The organism is Streptomyces sp. NPDC031340 (assembly GCF_055569945.1).
The window spans coordinates 22201-43421 of record NZ_JBVIIE010000042.1 but is presented as its reverse complement, the minus strand read 5'-3'; the positions used below and the strand labels follow the sequence as shown (position 1 = coordinate 43421).

Annotated in this window: 19 protein-coding genes; 6 read left to right on the top strand and 13 right to left on the bottom strand. The window is 72.6% G+C overall.

Translation table 11 applies throughout. The annotated features are described in order from the left end of the window. Positions 1–20: 20 nt before the first annotated feature. The 4 genes from ACZ5GT_RS28400 to ACZ5GT_RS28385 are packed head-to-tail and all read right to left on the bottom strand — an operon-like array spanning position 21 to position 4301. Positions 21–800 carry an SDR family oxidoreductase gene (locus ACZ5GT_RS28400; RefSeq protein ID WP_469031763.1) on the bottom strand — a complete coding sequence of 260 codons (780 nt, stop codon included), beginning with the start codon at positions 798–800 and terminating at the stop codon, positions 21–23. Continuing rightward, positions 797–1864, bottom strand: a complete 1068-nt coding sequence (locus ACZ5GT_RS28395) for an NAD(P)-dependent alcohol dehydrogenase (protein WP_469031762.1) — start codon at positions 1862–1864, stop codon at positions 797–799. The genes ACZ5GT_RS28400 and ACZ5GT_RS28395 overlap by 4 nt, the downstream gene beginning before the upstream one ends. Positions 1865–1899: 35 nt before the next feature. Then, positions 1900–2784 carry an aldo/keto reductase gene (locus ACZ5GT_RS28390; protein ID WP_469031761.1) on the bottom strand — a complete coding sequence of 295 codons (885 nt, stop codon included), beginning with the start codon at positions 2782–2784 and terminating at the stop codon, positions 1900–1902. 11 nt (positions 2785–2795) lie between these two features. Then, on the bottom strand, positions 2796–4301 hold the full coding sequence (locus ACZ5GT_RS28385) for an MFS transporter (RefSeq protein ID WP_469031760.1): 1506 nt from the start codon (positions 4299–4301) through the stop codon (positions 2796–2798). 282 nt (positions 4302–4583) lie between these two features. Here ACZ5GT_RS28385 and ACZ5GT_RS28380 point away from each other — a divergent pair, with 282 nt between their 5' ends. Beyond that, positions 4584–5480 (top strand): helix-turn-helix transcriptional regulator, encoded by an 897-nt coding sequence (locus tag ACZ5GT_RS28380; RefSeq protein WP_469031759.1) that lies wholly within the window; start codon positions 4584–4586, stop codon positions 5478–5480. A 28-nt stretch (positions 5481–5508) separates the two neighbouring features. Further along, positions 5509–6528, top strand: a complete 1020-nt coding sequence (locus ACZ5GT_RS28375) for an aldo/keto reductase (protein WP_469031758.1) — start codon at positions 5509–5511, stop codon at positions 6526–6528. Between the two features lie 604 nt (positions 6529–7132). On the opposite strand, the gene proB is transcribed toward ACZ5GT_RS28375, so the two are convergent. From proB to ACZ5GT_RS28360, 3 genes are read right to left on the bottom strand one after another with little or no spacing between them, the layout of a single operon-like run. Beyond that, positions 7133–8383, bottom strand: a complete 1251-nt coding sequence (gene proB, locus ACZ5GT_RS28370) for a glutamate 5-kinase (protein ID WP_469031757.1) — start codon at positions 8381–8383, stop codon at positions 7133–7135. Beyond that, the gene (locus ACZ5GT_RS28365) at positions 8380–9393 is read right to left on the bottom strand and encodes an alpha/beta fold hydrolase (protein WP_469031756.1); all 1014 of its coding nucleotides are present in this window, start codon (positions 9391–9393) and stop codon (positions 8380–8382) included. Before ACZ5GT_RS28365 ends, proB begins: the two co-directional genes overlap by 4 nt. Beyond that, positions 9390–10208, bottom strand: a complete 819-nt coding sequence (locus ACZ5GT_RS28360) for a WhiB family transcriptional regulator (RefSeq protein ID WP_469031755.1) — start codon at positions 10206–10208, stop codon at positions 9390–9392. Before ACZ5GT_RS28360 ends, ACZ5GT_RS28365 begins: the two co-directional genes overlap by 4 nt. A 662-nt stretch (positions 10209–10870) precedes the next feature. Here ACZ5GT_RS28360 and ACZ5GT_RS28355 point away from each other — a divergent pair. Continuing rightward, positions 10871–11932 carry a type III polyketide synthase gene (locus tag ACZ5GT_RS28355; protein ID WP_469031754.1) on the top strand — a complete coding sequence of 354 codons (1062 nt, stop codon included), beginning with the start codon at positions 10871–10873 and terminating at the stop codon, positions 11930–11932. 59 nt (positions 11933–11991) lie between these two features. Here ACZ5GT_RS28355 and ACZ5GT_RS28350 read toward each other — a convergent pair whose 3' ends face one another. Both ACZ5GT_RS28350 and ACZ5GT_RS28345 read right to left on the bottom strand, forming a co-directional pair. Then, a complete protein-coding gene (locus ACZ5GT_RS28350) occupies positions 11992–12711 on the bottom strand; it encodes a TetR/AcrR family transcriptional regulator (RefSeq protein WP_469031753.1) in 720 nt (239 codons plus the stop codon). 174 nt (positions 12712–12885) lie between these two features. Next, entirely contained in the window at positions 12886–13494 is a 609-nt protein-coding gene (locus ACZ5GT_RS28345; protein ID WP_469031752.1) for a TetR/AcrR family transcriptional regulator, read from the bottom strand. Between the two features lie 165 nt (positions 13495–13659). Between ACZ5GT_RS28345 and ACZ5GT_RS28340 the strand changes: the two genes are divergently transcribed. The 3 genes from ACZ5GT_RS28340 to ACZ5GT_RS28330 are packed head-to-tail and all read left to right on the top strand — an operon-like array spanning position 13660 to position 16463. Continuing rightward, positions 13660–14712 carry a 3-oxoacyl-ACP synthase III family protein gene (locus ACZ5GT_RS28340; protein WP_469031751.1) on the top strand — a complete coding sequence of 351 codons (1053 nt, stop codon included), beginning with the start codon at positions 13660–13662 and terminating at the stop codon, positions 14710–14712. Beyond that, positions 14709–16265 carry an acyl-CoA carboxylase subunit beta gene (locus ACZ5GT_RS28335; protein WP_469031750.1) on the top strand — a complete coding sequence of 519 codons (1557 nt, stop codon included), beginning with the start codon at positions 14709–14711 and terminating at the stop codon, positions 16263–16265. Before ACZ5GT_RS28340 ends, ACZ5GT_RS28335 begins: the two co-directional genes overlap by 4 nt. Positions 16266–16277: 12 nt before the next feature. Next, positions 16278–16463: an acyl-CoA carboxylase subunit epsilon gene (locus ACZ5GT_RS28330; protein WP_469031749.1), complete on the top strand. Its 186-nt coding sequence runs from the start codon at positions 16278–16280 to the stop codon at positions 16461–16463. Here ACZ5GT_RS28330 and ACZ5GT_RS28325 read toward each other — a convergent pair. From ACZ5GT_RS28325 to ACZ5GT_RS28310, 4 genes are all read right to left on the bottom strand, one after another. Then, the gene (locus ACZ5GT_RS28325; protein WP_469031748.1) at positions 16440–17012 is read right to left on the bottom strand and encodes a TetR/AcrR family transcriptional regulator; all 573 of its coding nucleotides are present in this window, start codon (positions 17010–17012) and stop codon (positions 16440–16442) included. The two genes, ACZ5GT_RS28330 and ACZ5GT_RS28325, sit on opposite strands and share 24 nt — an antisense overlap. 554 nt (positions 17013–17566) lie before the next feature. Further along, on the bottom strand, positions 17567–19258 hold the full coding sequence (locus ACZ5GT_RS28320; protein WP_469031747.1) for an FAD-dependent monooxygenase: 1692 nt from the start codon (positions 19256–19258) through the stop codon (positions 17567–17569). Further along, positions 19242–20588, bottom strand: a complete 1347-nt coding sequence (locus ACZ5GT_RS28315; protein WP_469031746.1) for an MFS transporter — start codon at positions 20586–20588, stop codon at positions 19242–19244. The genes ACZ5GT_RS28320 and ACZ5GT_RS28315 overlap by 17 nt, the downstream gene beginning before the upstream one ends. A gap of 116 nt (positions 20589–20704) precedes the next feature. Then, positions 20705–21166: an SAM-dependent methyltransferase gene (locus ACZ5GT_RS28310; RefSeq protein ID WP_469031787.1), complete on the bottom strand. Its 462-nt coding sequence runs from the start codon at positions 21164–21166 to the stop codon at positions 20705–20707. Between the last annotated feature and the right edge of the window lie 55 nt (positions 21167–21221).

The window sequence follows — 21221 nt, the reverse complement described above, 5'->3', positions numbered from 1 at the left end:
GTCTCCTCAAGTGTGGGGTGTCAGGGGGTGTGGGCGTAACGTCGCAGGTCGGCGCGGACACGCTCGGGTTCTGCCTCCGGTCGCGGTCCGGGCCGGTCACGGGCACCGTCCAGGTCGCCCGGCCGGTCGGGTTCGGTTGCGAGGAACGCGCCCGGCCAGTCGGTGATGGCCGGGCCGTCGGCCGAGAAGACCTCCACGGTCCTGCCCCTCGCCGACGGGGTCAGCAGGGCCTGGACGATCGTCTCGGCGACGTGGTCGCGGCGGACGGGCCCGTACTCGGTCAGGTCGCCCTGGCGCAGGTCCACCTGCTGGTGGGAGCTGCTGCCCGCGTCGAACCAGCCGGGCCGGACGATCGTGTACGGCAGGCCGCTGACCCGCAGGAGGCGCTCACCACGGCGCTTCCACTCCAGCAGCTCCCGCGACTGTCCGCCGGTCGCGGTGACCCCGATCGAACTCATCAGCACCACGGGCACGCGATGTCCGTCCAGCGCGTCGAGCACCGCGGGTACGGCGCCGTAGTCGACCGCGGCGTAGTCGCCGGATCCGTAGGGCGCTCCGTGGGTCATCACGACGGCGTCGACGCCGGCGACGGCGGCGCGCACGGCCGGCGGGTCGGCCAGCTCTCCTGCCGCCACCTCGGCGCCGCTGGGCAGCGACCGCTGGGCGCGGTCGGGGTCGCGGGTGAGCACGCGCGGCAGGCGATCCAGCTCGAGCAGGCGGGCGGCGACGAGTCGTCCGATACTGCCGGTGCCGCCGATGATCAGGATGCGATGCATGTCCGAACGGGCTGGCTGCGTCATGCGTTGAGCCCCTTGAAGGTCGAGCCGTCGATCACGAACCGGTAGCGGACGTCGGAGGCGTTGATCCGCTCGTAGGCCGTGTTGATGTCCCGTGCGCCGATCAGCTCGATGTCGGCGGTGACCTGGTGCTCGGCGGCGAAGTGGAGCATCTCCTGCGTCTCGGCGATACCGCCGAACAGGGAACCGGCGTAGGAGCGCCCGTTCTGCAGCAGGGGGAAGACGTCCAGTGGCATCGGCTGCGTGGTGACACCCACGCTGATCATGGTGCCGTGCAGACGCAGAAGGCCGAGGTAGTCCGCCAGATCGATGGGCGCGCTGACGGTGTTGAGGACGATGTCGAAGGTGTTGGCCAGCTCGGTGAAGGCGGTGCCGTCACCGGTCGCGGCGTAGTGGTCGGCGCCGAGGGCCGCGGCGGCTTCGCGCTTGCTTTCCGACCGGGACAGCACGGTGACGTCGGCACCCATGGCCTTGGCCATCTTCACGCCGAGGTGACCGAGACCGCCGAGGCCGACGACCGCGACCTTGGTGCCGGGAGCGGCGGCGAACCGCTTGAGCGGGGCGTAGACGGTGATGCCCGCGCACAGCAGCGGCGCGGCGGCGGCCGGGTCGAGGGTCTCGGGCACGCGGACGACGAAGTCCTCGGGGGCGACGATCGCCTCGGAGTAGCCGCCCTGGGTGTGGGCGCCGGGCTCGGCGGGGTCGGGGCTGCCGAAGACGAGGGTGTTGCCCTTGAGGCAGTACTGTTCCTGCCCGGCCCGGCAGTTGTCGCACTCGCGGCAGGAGTTGGCCATGCAGCCGATGCCGACCAGGTCGCCGACCTGGTGGCGGGTGACGGCGGAGCCGGTTTCGGTGACGCGGCCGACGATCTCGTGGCCGGGGACGAGCGGGCTGACCGGGAGCGGGCCGAAGGAGCCGTCGACGAAGTTCATGTCGGAGTGGCAGATCCCGCAGTACAGGATGTCGAGCCTGACGTCGTGGGGGCCGACGTCACGGCGCTCGATGGTGACGGGGGCGAGCGGCCGGCCGGCCTCGTGGGCGCCGAACGCGCTGACGGTGGTGGGCACTGTGGTTCCTTCTTGCAGGTCGTACGGGGTGAAGGTCAGGCTTCGGGGATAGCGCGGCCGTAGTCGGCGAGGGTGATGTTCTCGGGCTCGGGACCGCCGCGCCGGCCGGTCTCCAGCGCGTCCAGGGCGGCCATCTCGGCGGCGGTGAGGTCGAAGTCGAAGACGTCGATGTTCTCGGCGATGCGGTGCCGCTTGGTGGACTTGGGGATGACGGAGCGGCCCTGCTGGACGCCCCAGCGCAGGAGCACCTGGGCGGGGCTCTTGCCGTGGGCGTCGGCGATGGCAGTGACGGCCGGGTCCTGAAGGACGCTTCGGCGGTCCTCGCCGTAGCCGCGGTAGAAGGTGATGCCCCCGATGGGGGACCACGCCTGGTTGAGGATGCCGTGGGCGTCGTCGAAGTCGAGAACGGCGCGCTGCTGGAAGTAGGGGTGGATCTCCAGCTGGTTGACGGCGGGCACGACATCGGTGGCGTCGAGCAGGGCGGTCAGGTGGTCGACCATGAAGTTGCTGACGCCGATGGCGCGGACCTTGCCGTCGGCCAGCAGCTTCTCCAGCGCCCGGTAGGCGGCGACGGTCTTGTCGAAGTCCGACGGCAGGGCTTGGTGCAGGATGAGCAGGTCGATGCGGTCCAGGCCCAGCTTGGCGGCGCTCTTGTCGAAGCCGTGCAGGGTCTCGTGGTAGCCGTAGTCGCTGATCCAGATCTTGGTCTCGACGAAGATGCCGTCGCGCGGGACGCCGGAGTTGCGCAGGGCCTGGCCGACCTCGCGTTCGTTGCCGTAGGCGGCGGCGGTGTCGATGTGCCGGTAGCCGAGCTCCAGCGCGGCCGTGACCGCGGCGGTCGTCTCGTCGGGCGGGGTCTGGAAGACACCGAGGCCGAGGGCGGGCATCTCGACGCCGTTGTTGAGGGTGAGGGTCTGCATCACATGTTCCTTTACTTGTGGGACGCCTGTGCGGGCACGATCAGGGTGAGGACGGCGGCGACGGCCAGGGTGAGCAGGACGGCGGAGCCCGTCAGCGCCATGCCGGAGCGGGCCGCGATGTCGGCGGCCGCGTGACCGGTGGAGACGGTGGCGGCCACGGCCGTCAGGATGCTCAGGGCCAGTGCGCTGCCGATCTGGTGCACGGTGTTGACCAGGCCCGAGCCGGCCCCTGCGTCCTCGGGTGCGACGCCGTCGACGCCGCTGGAGGTCATCGGGGCCAGTGCCAGGCCCTGGCCGGCGCCGATGATCACCATCGGCAGGGCCACACCGGTCAGGTAGGGGGTGTGCAGGTCCAGGCGGCTCAGCCAGGCCATGCCCACCGTCGTCAGCACGACCCCCGCGGCCAGGACCCGGGGCCTGCCGAACCTTTCCAGCAGCCGGGGTACGCGGACCGCGAAGACGAAGTTGACCAGCGTCATCGGCAGGAAGGCCAGGCCGGCCTGCAGCGGTGTCCAGCCGTAGACGCTCTGCACGAACTGCGCGGTGAAGAAGAAGAACCCGATCATCGCGCCCATGTAGAGCATCCGGGTGACGTAGGCGCCGGCACGCTCCCGGCTCGCGAACAGCCGCAGCGGCACGATCGGCTGCGCGGCCCGCCGCTCCACTCCGACGAACCAGACCAGCATCACCGCGCCCGACGCGAGGGGGAGCCAAGTGGCCGGCGTCGTCCAGCCGTGGTCTGCGGCGTTCACGATGCCCCAGACCAGCGCGGTCGAGCCCACGGTTGCCAGCAGCGCACCTGCGATGTCGAAACGGCCCCGCCGGCGGGCGGTCTCGGGCAGGAAGCGCACCGCCGGCACCATCATCACGATGCCGATGGGGACGTTCAGGAAGAACCCGGCCCGCCACGAGATCAAGTCCGCGACCAGACCTCCGACGACCAGCCCGAACGCCGCGCCGAGGCCGGCCACCGCGCTGTAGGCGGCCATGGCCCGGTTGCGGGCCTTGCCCTCTGCGAAGCTGCGCGTGAGCAGGGAGAGTGCGGACGGAGCCAGAACGGCGGCGCCGACGCCCTGCAGTGCACGCGCGGCGATCAGCCACCAGGCGCTCTGGGCGGCGCCTACCAGGAGCGAGGCCAGCGAGAAGACCACCAGCGAGTACAGGAAGACCTTGCGGTGGCCGAAGAGATCACCGGCGCGCGCTCCCAGGAGCAGAAGCCCGCCGAAGACCAGTACATAGGCGTTGGTGATCCACGACAGGCCCGTCTCGGAGAACCCCATGTCGGAGCGGATCTGCGGCAGCCCGGTGAACACGATCGAGTTGTCCAGGATGACCATGAAGTAACTGACGCAGATGATCGCGAGGATCAGCGTCGAACGAGCCGGGCTCCCGGAGGAACGCCGTGCCTGGCGGCGCGGGGCGCTGGTCCTGTCGCCGCTCGGCCCGCCCGGACGGCTCGAGTCGGCGACCGGCCCGGCGGGGGCATCGCCGGTGTCGTGGGTGGCTGCTGTGCGCACAATCTTCCTCGCGTCGATCGGGAGTGCGACCCGACCCCGGGCCGCCAGTCTGTGGCTTCTTCCAGGTAACGGCACCTTGACGGGGCGGTGGGAGTCACTGCTCTTCCAGGTACTGGCAGTACCTCGCAGGCCCCTCCAGGCCGACCTACCGTGGATGAGCCGGCACACCGAGCAGACCGATGAAGAGGAGTCCGCCGTGCTCCTCTACCCGAGGTCGGGTCCGGCCCGGCGGCCGACGCGACCAGCCCGGTCAGAGCCGGGCACCCACACCAGGAAATGAGCATGACCGACCACACCAAGAAGGACGTGGCTGCCGAGGTGCGGGAGTTCCTCAGCACCCGGCGGGCCAGGATCACCCCCGAGCAGGCCGGGCTGCCGGTCTACGGCGGAAACCGCCGTGTCGCGGGGCTGCGGCGCGAAGAGGTCGCCCTGCTGGCGGGCATGAGCGTGGACTATTACGTCCGCCTGGAGCGCGGCAACCTCGCCGGCGCCTCCGACTCGGTCCTCGAAGCCCTCGCGCAAGCCCTGCAGCTCAACGAGGCCGAACGCACCCACCTCTACGATCTGGCCCGCGCCGCCAGCCCGTCCGGCCGGCGGCCGGCGGTGACCTCCTCACGCGTCCGGCCGACGATCCTGCGGCTGCTCGACTCGATGACAGGCGTGCCGGCGTTCGTCCGCAACGCCCGCTTCGACATCATGGCCGCCAACGCCCTGGGCCGGGCGCTGTACGCGCCGCTGTTCGACTCACCTCTGTTCGCGCAGCGCGGGCCGGTCAACAGCGCCCGCTTCCTGTTCCTCGACCCCGCCAGCCAGGACTTCTGGGTCGACTGGGACAAGGGCGCCGACGATGCCGTCGCCTTCCTGCGCACCGAGACGGGCCGCGCGCCGCACGACAAGGCCCTCACCGACCTGATCGGCGAACTGACCACCCGCAGCAGCGACTTCGCCCGCAGGTGGGCACGGCACGACGTGAAGTTCCACCGCTCCGGGCTGAAGAACCTCCACCACCCGCTCGTCGGCGATCTTGCCCTGCCCTACGAGGCGATGGAGCTGCCCTCCGACCCCGGCCTGCGCCTCAACTTCTACACACCCGAGCCGGACTCCCCGGAGCAGCAGGCCCTGAACCTGCTCGCGAGCTGGACGACCACCGGAACGGTCGTGCCCTCCGGCAACGACTGACCCTCACACGAAAGAGGAGAACCTCTCCATGCAGTACCGACCGCTGGGCCGTACCGGCGTCCAGGTCAGCCCGCTGTGCCTGGGCGCGATGATGTTCGGCCCCTGGGGCAACGAGGACGAGAGCGACTCGATCCGGATCATCCACCGTGCCCTCGACGAGGGCGTCAACTTCGTCGACACCGCGGACGTCTACTCCGCCGGCGTCTCGGAGGAGATCGTCGGCAAGGCGCTGAAGGGCCGCCGCGAGGACGTCTTCCTGGCCACCAAGTTCTTCATGCCGATGGACCCTGACGACCCCAACCAGCGGGGTGGTTCGCGCCGTTGGATCATCCGAGCGGTCGAGAACTCCCTGCAGCGGCTCAATACCGACCACATCGACCTGTACCAGGTCCACCGGCCCAGCCCCGACACAGACGTCTCGGAGACCCTCGGCGCCCTCACCGATCTCGTCCGCCAGGGCAAGGTCCGCTACATCGGCTCCTCGTCCTACTCCGGCTCGCAGATCGTCGAAGCCCAATGGACCTCGCGCGAGCGGAACCTGGAGCGCTTCGTCACCGAGCAGCCGCCCTACTCGATCCTCGTCCGCGGCATCGAAGAGGACGTGCTGCCGACCGTGCGTCGCCACGGCATGGGCACCCTCACCTACAGCCCGCTGGCTGGCGGCTGGCTCTCGGGCCGCTACCGCAAGAACGCCGCCGAGGGGCCGGCCTCGGCCGCCCGCCCCCAGGCCCGCTTCGACATGAACACACCCGCCAACCAGCGCAAGCTCGACGCCGTCGAACAGCTTGCCGTCCTGGCGGAGAAGGCCGGCATCTCCCTGATCGAACTCGCCGTCGCCTTCGTCATCAACCACCCCGGTGTCACCTCGGCGATCATCGGACCACGCACCATGGAGCAGTTGGAGGCGTTCCTGCCCGCCGCCGACATCACCCTCTCTTCCGACATCCTCGACGCCATCGACGAGATCGTCGCACCCGGCGTCACGGTCAACCCGGTCGACAACAGCTACGGAGACTTCGAGCTGCGGGCCGACCAGCGACGCCGCTGACAGGTCCATACGAGTGCGAACCCCCTCAGGGCTGCAAGGGCAGCACTGAGAAATGGCGCTTCTCGCGCAAATCGGATGTCGGGGCCTGGCTGCCCCGCTTACCACACACTGCTCGCATTCAACATCATCGGTCCGCAGAATCCATGAGACACCATCTGTCTGAGACAGGTCTTCAGGTCACATAACGCCGTCGGAGACGTCCCCGAGCGGGACACGACGACGGAAGTGAGCACGATGACCGACCTGGACCGGGTTTCGTGGCCTGCACCCTGCCCGCCGAGGAACGGCCGTTGCGGGTGGCGGAGTGGGACCGGTTGTCCGCCGAGCGGCTGCTCCGGTCGGCTCCGCCGGGCGGCCCCCGGACCGGCCGGGTGTCAGCCCGGTCGGCTGGTGTGGTGACCGGTTTGCCGGCTCTGGAGCCGGGGTGTGGGGTTCGCGCGTGGCGGGACTCCGGTCGGCTCCGCCGGGCGGATCCCGTACCGGTTGGGTGTCATCCCGGTCGGCCGGTGTGGTGACCGGCTCACCGGCTCCGGAGCCGCCGCGTGGGCTCCCCGCGTGGCGGCTCCGGTCGGCGCCGACGGACGTGCCCCGGACCGGCCCGGTGTCAGCCGGTCGGCCGGTGCGGTGAGCGGCCCGCGGGTGCGCCGGGTCGGGCGGTCTCGTGGACGGGCAGCTCGTGGGCGGGCCGGATCCGTACGCTGACCCGTCGGCGCAGCTGGGCCGGGAGTCCGGCGCGGGCGGCGGCCGGCAGCAGCACCAGATCGTCCTGGCCGACCACCTCCCGGCCGGACCGGCCGCGCAGCAGGGCGAGTTCCTGGACGGCGAGCGAGGACAGCCCGCGCCCCACCACCCGCCCCGCCTCGTCCACCAGCTCCACCGGGTCGCCGGCCACGAAGTGCCCCTCGACCCGGGTGACGCCCTCCGCGGGCAGCGGCCCGTGTCCCTGCACCAGCGCGTGCACCGCCCCGTCGGTGAGCTGTACCGTGCCGCGCGGGCTGCTGGCGTGCTCCAGCCACAGCAGGTGGTCGGCGGCCCGGTCGCCGGTGCGGTGGAACAGCGTCCCGGTCTCCCGCCCGGCCAGCGCGTCCGCGGCGTGCCGGGCGGCCGTCAGCACGACGGGGACGCCCGCGGCGGTCGCGATCCGCGCCGCCTCCACCTTGGTCACCATGCCGCCGGTGCCGACGCCGCTGCCCGCGCCCCCGATCTCCACGTCCCGCAGGTCCTGCGGGCCGCGCACCTCGCTCAGCCGCCGGGCTCCGGGGCGGCGCGGGTCGCCGTCGTACAGTCCGTCGATGTCCGACAGCAGGACCAGCAGGTCGGCCCTGACCAGGTGGGCGACCAGCGCGGCGAGCCGGTCGTTGTCGCCGAACCGGATCTCGGCGGTGGCCACCGTGTCGTTCTCGTTGACGACCGGCACCGCGCCCATGGTCAGCACCTGGGCCAGCGCGCGGTAGGCGTTGCGGTACTGGGTGCGGCGGCCCATGTCGTCCGCGGTCAGCAGGACCTGGCCCACCCGCAGGCCATAGCGGGCGAAGGAGGCGGTGTAGCGGGCCACCAGCAGCCCCTGCCCGACGCAGGCCGCCGCCTGCTGGCGGGCCAGGTCCGCGGGCCGTTCGGTGAGGCCCAGCGGGGCGAGGCCGGCGGCGATCGCGCCGGAGGAGACCAGGACGATCTCGGCGCCCGCGACGCGGGCCCGCGCCAGTACGTCCACCAGGGCGTCCACCCGGTCGGAGTCGAGTCCGCCGAGCGCCGTCGTCAGCGACGACGAGCCCACCTTCACCACGATCCGGCGCGCCGCCAGCACGTCGGGGCGCAGTCCCGTCCCGTCGTCCGGGCCGGTGTGCGGGCGCGTCACCGCGCTGTCGCCATCGGCTCGGCGGGACGGGGGCGGGAGCCGCGCGGCGGGTCTTCGGGCCGCCGCAGTTCGCGCAGCAGCGCGTGCACGGTCTCCACGACCAGCACGGGCCGCTCGTACGGCAGGTCGTGGCCCTGGTGCGGCACCGTCTGCAGGACGGCGCCGGGGATGTCGCCGGCCAGCCGCGCGGCCTGCTGCGGCGGGGTGTACCCGTCGAGGGCGCCGACCAGGACGCGGGTGGGCACCCGGCCCAGCGCGGTCAGGCGTCCGGCGCAGTCGTGGGTGGTCAGGGCCGCGTAGAACTCGGCGACCGTCAACGGCGGGATGTCGCGCAGCGCCCGCGCGTCCGTGCGGACGCCCTCGCCCCGCGGCCCCGCGCCGAACAGCGCGCGCCACACGGGAGCGGTCGACGGGTGGGAGAGCGGGCCGGTGAGCAGCCGGTGCACGGTGCGGGCCCAGCCGGGGGAGCGCAGCAGGCCGGCGGCGACCGCCCGGCGCCCGGCCTCGGCCCGGCGCTGCGCCTGCCGTTCGCGGGGCGCGGCGGGCGCCGCTCCGACCTGGTCCAGGCACGTCGAGATCAGCGCGACGCCGGCCACCCGGGCCTCGAACATGCCGGGCCGGTGCGCGGCGAGCTGCTGGATCGCCATGCCGCCCATCGAGTGGCCGACCAGCACCACGGGACCGTCGAGCCCGGCCGTGGTCTCGGTCAGCACGCGGCCGAGGTCGCGGCCGAGGAGGGCCATGTCGAGCAGGGCGGTGCCACGGGTGGAACGGCCGTGTCCGCGCTGGTCGTAGCTGACCGTCCGCACCGCCGGGAAGCCGGGGCGGGGCCGGGTCAGCGCGTCGATGTGCGGCCGCCAGCCGCGGGCGGACAGCGTCCAGCCGTGGCACAGCACGACCGTGGCCCGGGCGTCGGGTCCGCCGTGGGTGTCGACGACGATCTCGGCGCCGTCGTCGGTGGTGACGGTCCGGGTCAGCAGACGCGGCTGCGCCGGCGCGAGCGCGCTCATGACGCCCGCACGGTGCCGGCGCCGACCGCGCCGCCCAGCCGCACCCAGCGCCGGGGGCCGTGGGGCCGACCGGGTTCCGCCGAGCGGACCTTCGGCACTCGGGTCTCCGGCGTACGGTTCCCGGTCACCGGGGCGTCGCCGGGTGGGCCGTCGGGCGTACGGGCATTGGGCGCGGCCGGCCGCGGAGCGCGGACCGCGGGCGTAGCCGGCTCGCCCGTACGGCGGACGTCGTCACGCGCCCCGGCGGTCGCGGCACCGGGCGCACCCGGCCGCGCCGCCGGCGTCCGCGTCCGGCCCGGGGGGATCTTCGCCGGGCTGAATCCCGGCATCCGGTGCACCGGCCCGCGGGTGCAGGCGGAGGCGTACTCCGCCGCCCGCCAGGCCTGCTGGACCTGGCTGAAGGTGAGCCCCAGCGCGGCGGCGATCCGGCCCGGTTCCCAGCCGTGCCGGTGCAGGAACCACACGTACGCCGGCCGTTCCCGCGGCGGCGCGGTGATCCGGCGTCCGCCGTGGGCGAGGAACGCGGCCAGTTCGTCGGTCATCTCCCGCAACGTGGCGGCGACCCGCAGCACTTCGCGCCGTTCCCGCACGGTGAGGCCGCCCCAGATCCCCGTGCTCTCCTCGTGCAGCAGCGCCTCGCGCAGACATTCGCGGGTCACCGGGCAGCGGGCGCACAGGCGTTTGGCGGCCGTCTCGCGGTCGGAGTCGTCGGTGCCGCCGGCGGGCGGGAAGAAGGTCTCTGGGTCGGCGTCGCGGCAGACCGCGCGCTCCACCCAGGGGTCGGTGTCCGCGCGGTGGCGCGCCGGTGCGTACATGGCGGTCGGCCCTTCCTCGGTCTGGACGCGGGCTGCTCGTACCGCCAGGTTAAACTCAACGTGCGATGATTTCAATGCCTGTTGATATCCATTCGCGGAGCGGCCCTCCGTGGCGGGAATGTGGTTGAGAGCTGGACGAACGCGTTCGCCGCATCGATTCCACGGGCGTTGAAATTCGGTCTTGCCGCGGCAACCGCTCTGCCGTACGGTCACGTCGGGGACACGGTCCGAGACCGAAGCGGTTCCGGGCGAGTCCACCGGCGTGCTTCGGGCTGCGCATCCCGGGTGCCGTCAATCAGGACCCGGTCGGCAGCGGAGAGTCTCACGGGCATCCTCCGGACCGCCGTACACCGGCAGGCGCAGCGATCTCAGATCCACCGTTCCGCCGTTCGGCGCTTCCGCATTCCTGCACATCCGCACTTCAGCAGTTCTGCAGTTCTGCAGTTCTGCAGTTCTGCAGCAGTTCCAGGTTCTTCTTTCCGCGCTGCAAGGCGCTCCCGACGGGGGAGCATGCTCAGACACCGGGGGTGTTCGGCGTGCGCAGACTTCCAGGACGAGAGCGGACGGGCCATGGCCCGGGCCCGGAGCCCGGGCGCGGACAGACCGGGCGGGTGCGACCGACCCGCACTTTCCAGCAGACCTCCCACAGTTTTGGAGACGTCGTGCCAGTCGTCAGCGCACCTGTCGTCGCTCTGCCCCACCATCAGGTCACCACTGATGAAGTCCTCGAACGCATCGCGGAGTTGTACCCCGATCACCCCAGATCGGCCGACATCCGCCGGATCATAGGCGCCACCACCGTGCGTACGCGCTGGTACACCAGACCCCTGGCCGACCAGCTGCGCAAGGAGTACTCCCTCGTGGAGCGGACCCGCGAGCACCTCGCCGACTCCCTGGACATCGCGGAGAAGGCCGCGCGCGGCACGCTGCGGGAGGCCGGACTGGAGCCTTCCGACGTCGACGCCCTGGTCGTTGCCAGCGCCACCGGGCACACCATGCCCGGACTCGATATCCCGCTGATGGCGCGGCTGGGGCTGCGGCCGTCGGTGCGCCGTGTCCCGGTGACGCAACTGGGCTGTGCCGGCGGGGTGTTCGGCATCTCCACGGCCATGGACCTGGTGACCGCCCACCCGGACGCCACCGTTCTCGTCGTGTGTGCCGACGTGTTCAGCCACTATCTGCACCGGGACGACCAGGGAATGGACGGCATGATCTTCAAGGGCATCCTGGGGGACGGCGCCGGCGCCTGCGTGGTCCGCTCGCGGGCCAGCGGTCCGCACATGGAACTCACCGGGTCCTGGGAGTGCGTGCAGCCGGACAGCCACCACCTCGTCGGTTCCGACACCCACGGCGACGGGTGGCACGTCCACAACTCGGCCGGACTGGTGGGCGCGATCCGGGGTCTCCTGCCACGCCTCGGCGACTGGCTGGCGCGGACCGCGCCCGACGGGCCGGACGCCGCGCCGGAGTTCATCGTCTCGCACACCGGAAGCCCCAAGATCCTGGACTGCTTCACGGAGGGCTTCGGATGCCCGCCCGAGATGTTCGACCGGGCCCGCGACTCGCTCCGGGAGGTCGGCAACCTCGGCTCCGCCTCGGTGCTGGAGGTGATGGAGAGGACCTTCGCCAAGCCGCCCGCCGAGGGCGCGCGCGGAGTCGTGCTGGGCGTCGGGCCGGGCATCTTCATGACCGCCGTCCGCGCCACCTGGCGGCAGGGAGTCTGATGAGGCGGGGGCGCCGGACACTCGTTCCGGCGCCCCGCACAGCTCCTCGGACCGCGGGGTCAGTCCTGCTGCCGTGCCTCGAGGGGCCGCAACTCGGCGGACAGGCGCAGTTCCAGGGACGGGACGACCCAGGAGATGAACTCCTCGTAGGTCATCTCCGCCAGCGGGTGCAGCCCGATGATGTAGCGCATGATGGCCAGGCCGACCAGATGGCTGGCGGCCAGTGCCAGTCGGACCTCGGAACCGGGGCGGTCCTGGTAACCGCTGCGGTTCGCCCAGGCCTTGGCGCTCTCCTCGACGCGGATCCGGAGGACGTCCGAGGTCGCGCTGTCGGCGAGGCCGGCCCGGTAGATGGCGGTCATCGCGTAGCGGGTGCGCTCGTTCTCCCAGAAGGCCAGGTACGTGCGCGCGATCCAGTCGGCCTCCGACGTGCCCGTCTCCGTGTCCGCCATGGTGTCGAAGGTCGAGGACACGCTGAAGGGCGAGTTGATCGCGGCGTTGAACACACCCTCCTTGTTGTCGAAGAAGTGGTGCACCAGCGCGGGGTCGACCTGGGCGTCCTCGGCGATCGCGCGGATCGTGGTTCTGGCGTAGCCGCGGTCCGCGAAGAGGTGGAGCGCCGACTCCAGGATCTGCTCGCGGGTGCCGCTGTCGCCGGGGCGGCGCCCGCTGCGGGCCCGCTGCGGGCGGGTCCGCTTCGCGGCGGAAGCGGTCGTCCGGGAGGCGGGAGTGGACTTGCGGGCGGGGGTGGCGGAACTGTCCGTGCCCTTGGATGTCATGGGATCACTGCACTTCAACGAGGCTTGCCGACGAGTAATTCACTGCATAATGAATACACCCTACCAGGCGGGGCCCATGGAGACCATCCGTGGACGCCCCCCGAAAGCCGACGCGGGTCGTTCACGCCCCGGACGCCTGCCGGCCGGGCGGTCCTCGTCGTACGGTCGCCGGACTCATCCGGCGGACGCGGTGCCCAGTAGCGTAGCCCGCAGTCCAGGGGTGATCGTCTCTATCACGGTGCCGACGTCGACGGACGCCAGTGTCCTGACGCCGAGCAGGTGCCGGGCTATCGCCGTGCCGCCGAGCTGGGCGCCGAAGAGCGCGGTGCGCAGTTCCGGGTCGTCGCCGCCCAGGCCCTGGTCCACCGCCGAGTTGAGGATCTCCGCGACGCGTGCGCGCAGCACCGCCGAGGCCTCCCTGTCGGCGAGCCCGATCCGGTACACCTGCACCAGCGGGGACTCCTCCTCCTCGCCGGGCTCCCACAGGGCCAGGTAGGTGCGCGCGATCCGGGCGGGGAGGTCCTCGTCCACGCCCTCGGCCAGCGCGGGGCCCAGCAGCCCGGCGACCCGCACCGTCCGCTCGACGAGCGCGCCGAACACCGCCGCCTTGTCCGGCAGCAGTTCGCGGGCGTACGCGGGGTCCAGGCCGGCCGCCGCGGCGAGATCCGTGAACCCGGCCCGGCGGTAGCCGAGTTCGGTGAAGACCGCGCGGCCCGCGGAGATCAGGGACTGGGTCGCCTCGATCCGGGCGTCCTCCGTGCTCACTTCGCTGATGGTGGTCATCTTCCGCAACCCCCGTCGGGTGTGGCCGTCCGGACGGCGCCCTGGTGCGCCGACCACTAATTCACGAGCAAGTGAACTCTCTCTGTGTTGAATTAGTCAAGCGCCTCTGCGATGATTTCAACGAATGGTGAGTTATTGAGGCTCGCCGTTGCCCGAGGAGGAATCGTGCAGTCCATCGGCATCACCGGAGTGGGCTCGTACCTGCCCGAAACGGTCATCAGCAACGAGGAGATCGCGCACGACGCCGGCGTGACCGACGAGTGGATCGTCCGCAAGACCGGCATCCGTGAGCGGCGCCGGGCCGCTCCCCACGAGGCCACCTCGGACCTGGCCGCGGCGGCCGCCCGGGAGGCCCTGGACCGCGCCGGTCTGACGGCCGACCGGCTCGCGTACGTCGTCGTCGCCACCTCCACCCCCGACCACCCCCAGCCCGCCACCGCGGCCCTCGTCCAGGACCGCATCGGCGCCCACCGGGCCGCCGCCTTCGACGTCAACGCGGTGTGCAGCGGCTTCGTCTACGCCCTCAAGACCGTGGAGAAACTGCTGGCCGGCGCCGGCCCCGGCGAGCAGCGGCACGGACTGGTGATCGGCGCCGACCTCTACTCCCGCATCCTCGACTACAGCGACCGCCGCACCGCCGCCCTCTTCGGCGACGGCGCCGGCGCGGTCGTCCTCGGCCCCGTCCCGGCCGGCCGGGGACTGCGCCACGTCTCCCTGACCTCGCGCGGCGACGCGCACCGGCTGATCAGCGTGGAGGCCGGCGGCAGCCGCCGCCCCGCCTCTCCCCGCACCCTCACCGAGGGCGGTCACTACTTCCGCATGGACGGACGCGCGGTGCGCTCCTTCGTCCAGCGCACCCTGCCGCAGGAGGTCGAGGGTCTGCTGCGCGGCGCCGCCGTCCCCGCGGACGCCGTCCAGCACTTCGTGCCCCACCAGGCCAACGGCATCATGCTCGCCGAACTGTGGCCCGGCCTCGGCCTGCACGGCGCCGCCCTGCACCTCACCCTGGAGCGCTACGCCAACACCGGCGCCGCCTCCGTGCCCGTCACCCTGGCCGAGATGGACCGCACCGGCGCCGTCGCCCCCGGCGAACTCGTCGTCCTCGCCGCGTTCGGCGGCGGCATGAGCGTCGGCACGGCCCTGCTGGAGTGGACGCTGGACGGCGCGGCCGGGACAGGCCGGGCGATCCCCGAACTCCTCACCACGGTGGCGTCATGACCGCCCGCGGCGTACAGGGCCGGGCGGCCGCCCTGCGGGCGCTCAAAGAGCAGATCGCGCAGGGAGACGAGAAGGCGACCGCGGCGCAGCACGCCAAGGGCAAGCTGACCGCCCGCGAACGCATCGCCCTGCTCCTGGACGAGGGCTCGTTCACCGAGGCGGAGCCCCTGCGCCGGCACCGCGCCACCGGCTTCGGCCTGGAGGACCGGCGCCCCCACACCGACGGCGTGATCACCGGCTGGGGCACCGTGCACGGCCGTACCGTCTTCGTCTACGCCCACGACTTCCGCATCTTCGGCGGCGCCCTCGGCGAGGCGCACGCCCAGAAGATCCACCGCATCATGGACCGCGCCCTGACCGCCGGCGCCCCGCTGGTCTCCCTGAACGACGGCGCGGGCGCCCGCATCCAGGAGGGCGTCACCGCGCTCGCCGGCTACGGCGGCATCTTCCGGCGCAACACCAAGGCCTCCGGCGTCATCCCGCAGATCTCGGTGATGCTGGGCCCGTGCGCTGGCGGCGCCGCCTACAGCCCCGCCCTCACCGACTTCGTGTTCATGGTCCGCGAGACCTCGCAGATGTTCATCACCGGACCCGACGTCGTGCAGGCCGTCACCGGCGAGCGGGTGTCCATCGGCGGCCTCGGCGGCGCCGACGTGCACGCCGAGGTGTCCGGCGTCGCCCACTTCGCCTACGACGACGAGGAGACCTGCCTCGAGGAGGTCCGCTACCTGCTCTCCCTCCTCCCGCAGAACAACCGCGAGACACCGCCCACCACCCCGCCGGAGGACCCGGCGGACCGCCCCACGGACGCCCTGCTCGACCTCGTCCCCGCCGACGGCAACCGCCCCTACGACATGCGCCGCGTCATCGAGGAGATCGTCGACGACGGCGAGGTCCTCGAAATTCACGAACGATGGGCGGCCAACGTCATCTGCGCGCTCGCCCGCCTCGGCGGCCAGGTGGTGGGCATCGTGGCCAACCAGCCGCTGGTCCAGGCCGGCGTGCTCGACATCGACGCCAGCGAAAAGGCGGCCCGCTTCGTCCAGCTGTGCGACGCCTTCAGCATCCCCCTGGTCACCCTGGTCGACGTCCCCGGCTTCCTGCCCGGCGTCGACCAGGAACACAACGGCATCATCCGGCGCGGCGCCAAACTCCTCTACGCCTACTGCAACGCCACCGTCCCCCGCGTCTCCCTCATCCTGCGCAAGGCGTACGGCGGCGCCTACATCGTCATGGACTCCCGCTCCATCGGCGCCGACCTCACCTACGCCTGGCCCACCAACGAGATCGCGGTCATGGGAGCCGAAGGCGCCGCCAACGTCATCTTCCGCCGCCGCATCCAGAACGCCGACGACCCCGACGCCATGCGCCGCCAACTCGTCAAGGAGTACCAGGCGGAGCTGATGCACCCCTACCACGCGGCCGAGCGCGGCCTGCTCGACGACGTCGTGGACCCGGCCGACACCCGTCGCGTCCTGATCGAGGCGCTGCGCATGCTGCGCACCAAGCACGCCGACCTGGCCCCCCGCAAGCACGGCAACCCGCCCCAGTAGAAGGAGCCTCAGATGACCACACCACTCGTCCGCGTGGTCCGGGGCGGCGAGCTCGGCGCCGAGGAACTCGCCGCCCTCACCGCCGTCCTGCTCTCCCGCGCCGCCGCGGCGCAACACCACGAACCCGAGACGGTACAGGTCGTACCGCTCTGGGAGCGGCCCGCGGTCTACCGCTCACCGGTGAGCTGGCGCGACTGACGGTGTGTCCAGCGCCAGCCGCATCGACGGCGCGACCAGCTCGGCCAGGGCCGGCACCGAGAGCTCGGCGATCGGCCGCAGCCGCAGCACGTACCGCGTGAACGCCACGCCGAGCAGCTGGGCGGCCAGCAGCCCGCTGCCGGCGGCGGCGCGTTCATGCCCCAGCACGCCGCTCAGACAGCTGGTGAACTGCTCGTGCAGCATCTGCCGCAGCCGCTCGGCGGCCCGCTCGTTGGTCGCCGCGCACCGCAGCAACAACCGCAGGGACCCCTCGTCGGAGTCCTCCTCCCACGGCGCCAGGAAATGGGCGATCAGACACTGCGGCAACTGCTCCGGGTCGGTCCCCGTCAGGTCCGGCAGCCCCAGGTCGAGATCGAGCGCCGCGTCGAACAGCCGCTCCTTGCTGCCGAAGTACCGCATCACCATCGAGGGGTCGATCGAGGCGTCGGCCGCGATGGCCCTGATCGTGGCCCGCTGATACCCGTCAGCGGCGAACCGCACCCGAGCGGCCCGCAGTATCCCTTCACGCGTACGCCGCGCCCGAGTCATGACCCTCTCCTTCCCCACCGCCCCCAAGACACCTGTCAGCCACCCGCCCCCCGCCGGCCCCGGAAGAGGCCGCCGACCGCCCACACTTCGCGGCCCGGAAGGGCCGTCGACCGCCCACGCCTCCCGGCCCGGAAGGGGCCCGTCGGCCGCCCACTCCTCGCGGCCCGGAAGGGGCCCGTCGACCGCCCACACTTCGCGGCCCGGAAGGGGCCCGTCGACCGCCCACGCCTCCCGGCCCGGACGGGCCGTCGGCCGCCCACGGCGGGAAGGGGACGGGCCGGGGTGTTCGCCCGCAGCGGTTGGCGCGTCAACGCCGGCACCTCTCCAACGCCCGATTCCGCGCCGTTCCGAGGACGGACACCCCGGCCCGGCCCCGACCCACGACGCACCGCGAGCGCACCGCGCACCCCCCGAGACCCGCGCAGGCGCCGCAGGCACCGCGCACCCCCACCGAACCGGGACAGGCCGCCGCAGGCACCACGCACCGCGAGCGAATCGCGCCCCCGAGACCCGTACAGGCGCCGCAGGCACCACGCACCGCGGACGCGAAGCGATCACACCTGCTCGGCCCCCGCGACCTCGGCATCCGACGGCTCCGCCTCCCGGACGTCCCCGCCCACGGCACCGCCCGCCGGAAGAACACCGGACCCCGAGGAGACCACAGGCCCCTCCGCACCGCACCACTGATGCAGCGCCCGCCGCACCCGCTCCGCGCAGCCGCCCGGATCCGACTCGCCGTCCACCCAGGCCGCATAGCCGTCAGGCCGGACCAACAGCGCGGCGACACCACGGAGTCCGGCCACCGGCCCGGCGACCCGGACCGGACAGACCCGCGACCCCCACGCATCGGCGAGCGAGGCGGCACGCCCGTCCGCGGTGAGGTCGAGCAGCAGAAAGCGGCCGTCGCGCATCAACTCGTACAGCCGTACCGGAGCCGCCTCCGGCCGCGGCACCGTCATGTCCGGCACCCGCTGCCCCGAACGCACCCGCGGACGCGCACCACGCCCGAGCCCGAGCCCGCTGCCACCGAGCCCGAGCCCGAGCCCGCTGCCACCGAGCCCGAGCCCATTGCCACCGAGCCCGCCCTGCCCGCCGTAACCGGACCGCAGCCCCGAGATCGCCTCCCCGGCGAACCGGCGGATCCGGCGCTGCCCGAGGAGCCGCCCCAGCATCAACCGGCGCAGCGTCGTCACCGCCGCCGACGGACTGGTGGCCATCCGGGTCGCCCGGTCGGTGGCCCGCAGGATGCGCTCGGCCTGCGGTCGCCGCTCGGACTCGTAGGAGTCGAGCAGTCCCGCCGGCGCCCATCCCTGCACCGCGGCGGCCAGCTTCCAGCCCAGGTTCACGGCGTCCTGGATGCCCAGGTTCAGCCCCTGCCCGCCCAGCGGCGAGTGCAGGTGCGCCGCGTCCCCGGCGAGCAGCACCCGCCCGGACCGGTACTGGTCCGCGATCCGCTGATGGATCTTGAACCGGGCGAGCCAGACGGGATCGTACGGCTCCGGGTCGAAACCCAGCGACCGGCTCATCAGCTCGGCCAGTTCCTCCACCGTCACCGGCTCCCGCGTCCACGGCCGGTCCCGGCGCGCCACCGCGATCCGGTACAGCCCGTCGCCGTACGGCACGGTCACCACCACCCCGCCGTCGCCGGACACCACCAGCAGGTCGTCCGGCGGCTGCCGGCGCAGCCGCACGTCGGCGAGGACCGGCGAGATGTCGTACGTACGGCCGCGGAACGCGATGCCCGACAGCTCGCGCACGGCGCTGTGCGCGCCGTCGCAGCCGACGACGTAGTCGGCGCTCTCCTCCCACTCCCCGCTCTCGCCCCGCACCTGCACCGTGACGCCGGAGCCGTCCTGCTCCAGGCCGTACACCTCGGCCCCGCGCTGGATGATCACCCCGAGGTCGAGGGCCCGCTGCTGCAGCACCTCCTCGGTACGGCTCTGCGGCACGACGTGCAGCGCGGGGAAGCGCGTGTCGAGTTCGGTGAAGTCGACGACCGCGCCGCGCGCGGGCACCATGCGGCCCACCGGCCGTCCGACGGCCGTCAGCGCGTCGGCGTGCCCGCGCAGGTCGAGCACCTCCATGGTCCTGCTGTACAGGCCCATGGCACGGGACTGCTCGGACGTGGTCAGGCGGCGTTCGAGCACGGTGCAGGAGACTCCGGCGGCGGCCAGTTCACAGGCCAGCGCGAGTCCGGTGGGTCCGGCTCCGGCGATGATGACGGACTGTTCAGGGGCGTTGCCCACGGGTTCCTCCTTGGACGTCGGTCAGCGGTTCGGCCTGGACGGGCCGGACGCCGGGTGCGGCGGCGGGACCGCTGAACCGGGCCGCCCACGCACCGGCGCCGAGTACGAGGGCGCCGAGCAGCAGCCAGCCCGGGGCGCCGGGCCGCACCACGAGGAAGGTGACGACCAGCGGCCCGTAGGTGTTGCGGGCGGCGTTGCCCAGGCTGAAGAAGGCGAGGTAGACCTGGCGCCGGTCGTCGGGGGCGAGTTCGTAGGAGATCGCCCAGGCGCCCGCCTGCTGGTGCATCTCCGCGAACGCCTGGAAGGCCACCGCGACGAGCAGCAGCGCGACGGCGGCAGCGGTCGGCAGCGAGCCGGTGAAGGCGAGCACGCAGCAGCTCACGGCGAGCAGCGCACCGCTCAGCCGGAGGGCGCGCCCGCCGTCCTCGGCGGTCTGCGTGGCCCGGGTCGCCCGCACCTGGAAGAGCACCACGACGACGGTGTTGAGCACCACGGCCCAGGCGATCACGGCGTGGGGCAGGCGGTCATGGGCGAGCACCCACAGCGGAACGCCCGCCGTCAGCACGGTCACGTGCAGGCTCACCACGGAGTTGAGCACGGTCAGCGCGGCGAAGCGCCGGTCCCGGAAGACTCCGAGACGCTGCCGCCAGGGCAGCGGCCGACTCCCACTCGGCACCCCACTCGGCACCCCACTCGGCACCCCACTCGGCACCCCGCCCCCGCCCCGTGCCCCGTCCGCCCCGCCCGGCGCCCCGGTCCGCAGCCGGCCGACCAGAACCGCGGCGATCACGAACGACGCCGAGTTCGCGTACACCACCGCGAGGTACACCGGGTCGCTGTCGGAGACGAGCGCCGCGCCCGCCACCAGACCGCCCAGCGCCAGGCCCAGGTTCTGCAGTGAGCGCGCCCGGCCCATCGCCCGCACCCGCTGCCCGCCGTCCACGGCCGCCCCGAACAGCCCCTGCACCAGCGGCGAGGCGGCCCGGTCGGCCACCGCGAGCAGGGAGACCACGCACAGGAACGGCACGAAGCCGGAGGCGAACGGGTACACGGTCAGCAGCGCCGCCCGCACCAGGTGCGCGGCGATCAGCATCCGGCGCGCACCGGCCCGGTCCGCCAGGATCCCGGTGGGCACCAGCAGCGCGAACGACAGCGCGCCCGCGACGGACAGCCCGACGCCCACCTGGCCGTCGCCCAGGTCCAGGTAGCGGGTGAGGAACACGACGGACACCGACATGTACAGCCCGCTGCCGAGCGCGTCGACGAACACGGCGGCGAGCAGGGCGAGCACCGTGCGCGGCAGCCGCTCCCGTGCGGCGTCACTGTTCATGCCGGCTCCCGGTAGTCGATCGAAACAAAAGCCGAAAACGGCGCGTAAGCCCGATGCACCGCATCAGCCCATCGCACCGCATCAGCCCAACGCATCGCATCAGCCCATCGACCGCGTCAGTCGGACGGGGCGTAGTAGTCGCGCATCAGGTCGTCCACCCACTCCGGCTGTACGACCTCCTCGCGAGGCCCGAACTGCCGCAGATAGGGCTTGATGTCGAGCACCGGGGTGCCGTCCACCGCGTCGAGCCCCACGACGTGCACGTCGAGCCCGTCGACCTTCACCAGCCGGCAGCGCGAGACCCCGATGCGGTTGGGCCGGTTCTTGCCGCGCTGGGCGAAGATCCCGGCGAGCGGCCAGTCGGGGTTGTTGCGCGGATGCCGGGCCGACGTCTGCACCTTCTCCGGCGGGACCCGGTGGAAGTGGAAGACGACCTCCAGGTGGGAGAAGGAGTCGAGGGAGAGCAGCGCCTCGGGGGTGAACCGGCGCCCGTCCAGCCGGATCACCGAGGGCACGTCTCCCCAGTTGTCGTCGGTGAGTTCCCGCCGCTCGCTGTGGACATGAGCGACGGGCACCATCTCGCCGATCCCCGCGGGGACCGCTGCCGCGGGGACCGCCGCCGTGGCGTCCACC

Coding starts and splice junctions, on each gene's coding strand:
- ACZ5GT_RS28335 (WP_469031750.1), top strand. CDS start 14,709: ATGACCGCCCGCGGCGTACAGGGCCGGGCGGCCGCCCTGCGGGCGCTC.
- ACZ5GT_RS28315 (WP_469031746.1), bottom strand. CDS start 20,588: ATGAACAGTGACGCCGCACGGGAGCGGCTGCCGCGCACGGTGCTCGCC.
- ACZ5GT_RS28345 (WP_469031752.1), bottom strand. CDS start 13,494: ATGACCACCATCAGCGAAGTGAGCACGGAGGACGCCCGGATCGAGGCG.
- ACZ5GT_RS28360 (WP_469031755.1), bottom strand. CDS start 10,208: ATGTACGCACCGGCGCGCCACCGCGCGGACACCGACCCCTGGGTGGAG.
- ACZ5GT_RS28350 (WP_469031753.1), bottom strand. CDS start 12,711: ATGACATCCAAGGGCACGGACAGTTCCGCCACCCCCGCCCGCAAGTCC.
- ACZ5GT_RS28365 (WP_469031756.1), bottom strand. CDS start 9,393: ATGAGCGCGCTCGCGCCGGCGCAGCCGCGTCTGCTGACCCGGACCGTC.
- ACZ5GT_RS28390 (WP_469031761.1), bottom strand. CDS start 2,784: ATGCAGACCCTCACCCTCAACAACGGCGTCGAGATGCCCGCCCTCGGC.
- ACZ5GT_RS28310 (WP_469031787.1), bottom strand. CDS start 21,166: ATGGTGCCCGTCGCTCATGTCCACAGCGAGCGGCGGGAACTCACCGAC.
- ACZ5GT_RS28325 (WP_469031748.1), bottom strand. CDS start 17,012: ATGACTCGGGCGCGGCGTACGCGTGAAGGGATACTGCGGGCCGCTCGG.
- ACZ5GT_RS28400 (WP_469031763.1), bottom strand. CDS start 800: ATGACGCAGCCAGCCCGTTCGGACATGCATCGCATCCTGATCATCGGC.
- ACZ5GT_RS28330 (WP_469031749.1), top strand. CDS start 16,278: ATGACCACACCACTCGTCCGCGTGGTCCGGGGCGGCGAGCTCGGCGCC.
- ACZ5GT_RS28380 (WP_469031759.1), top strand. CDS start 4,584: ATGACCGACCACACCAAGAAGGACGTGGCTGCCGAGGTGCGGGAGTTC.
- ACZ5GT_RS28375 (WP_469031758.1), top strand. CDS start 5,509: ATGCAGTACCGACCGCTGGGCCGTACCGGCGTCCAGGTCAGCCCGCTG.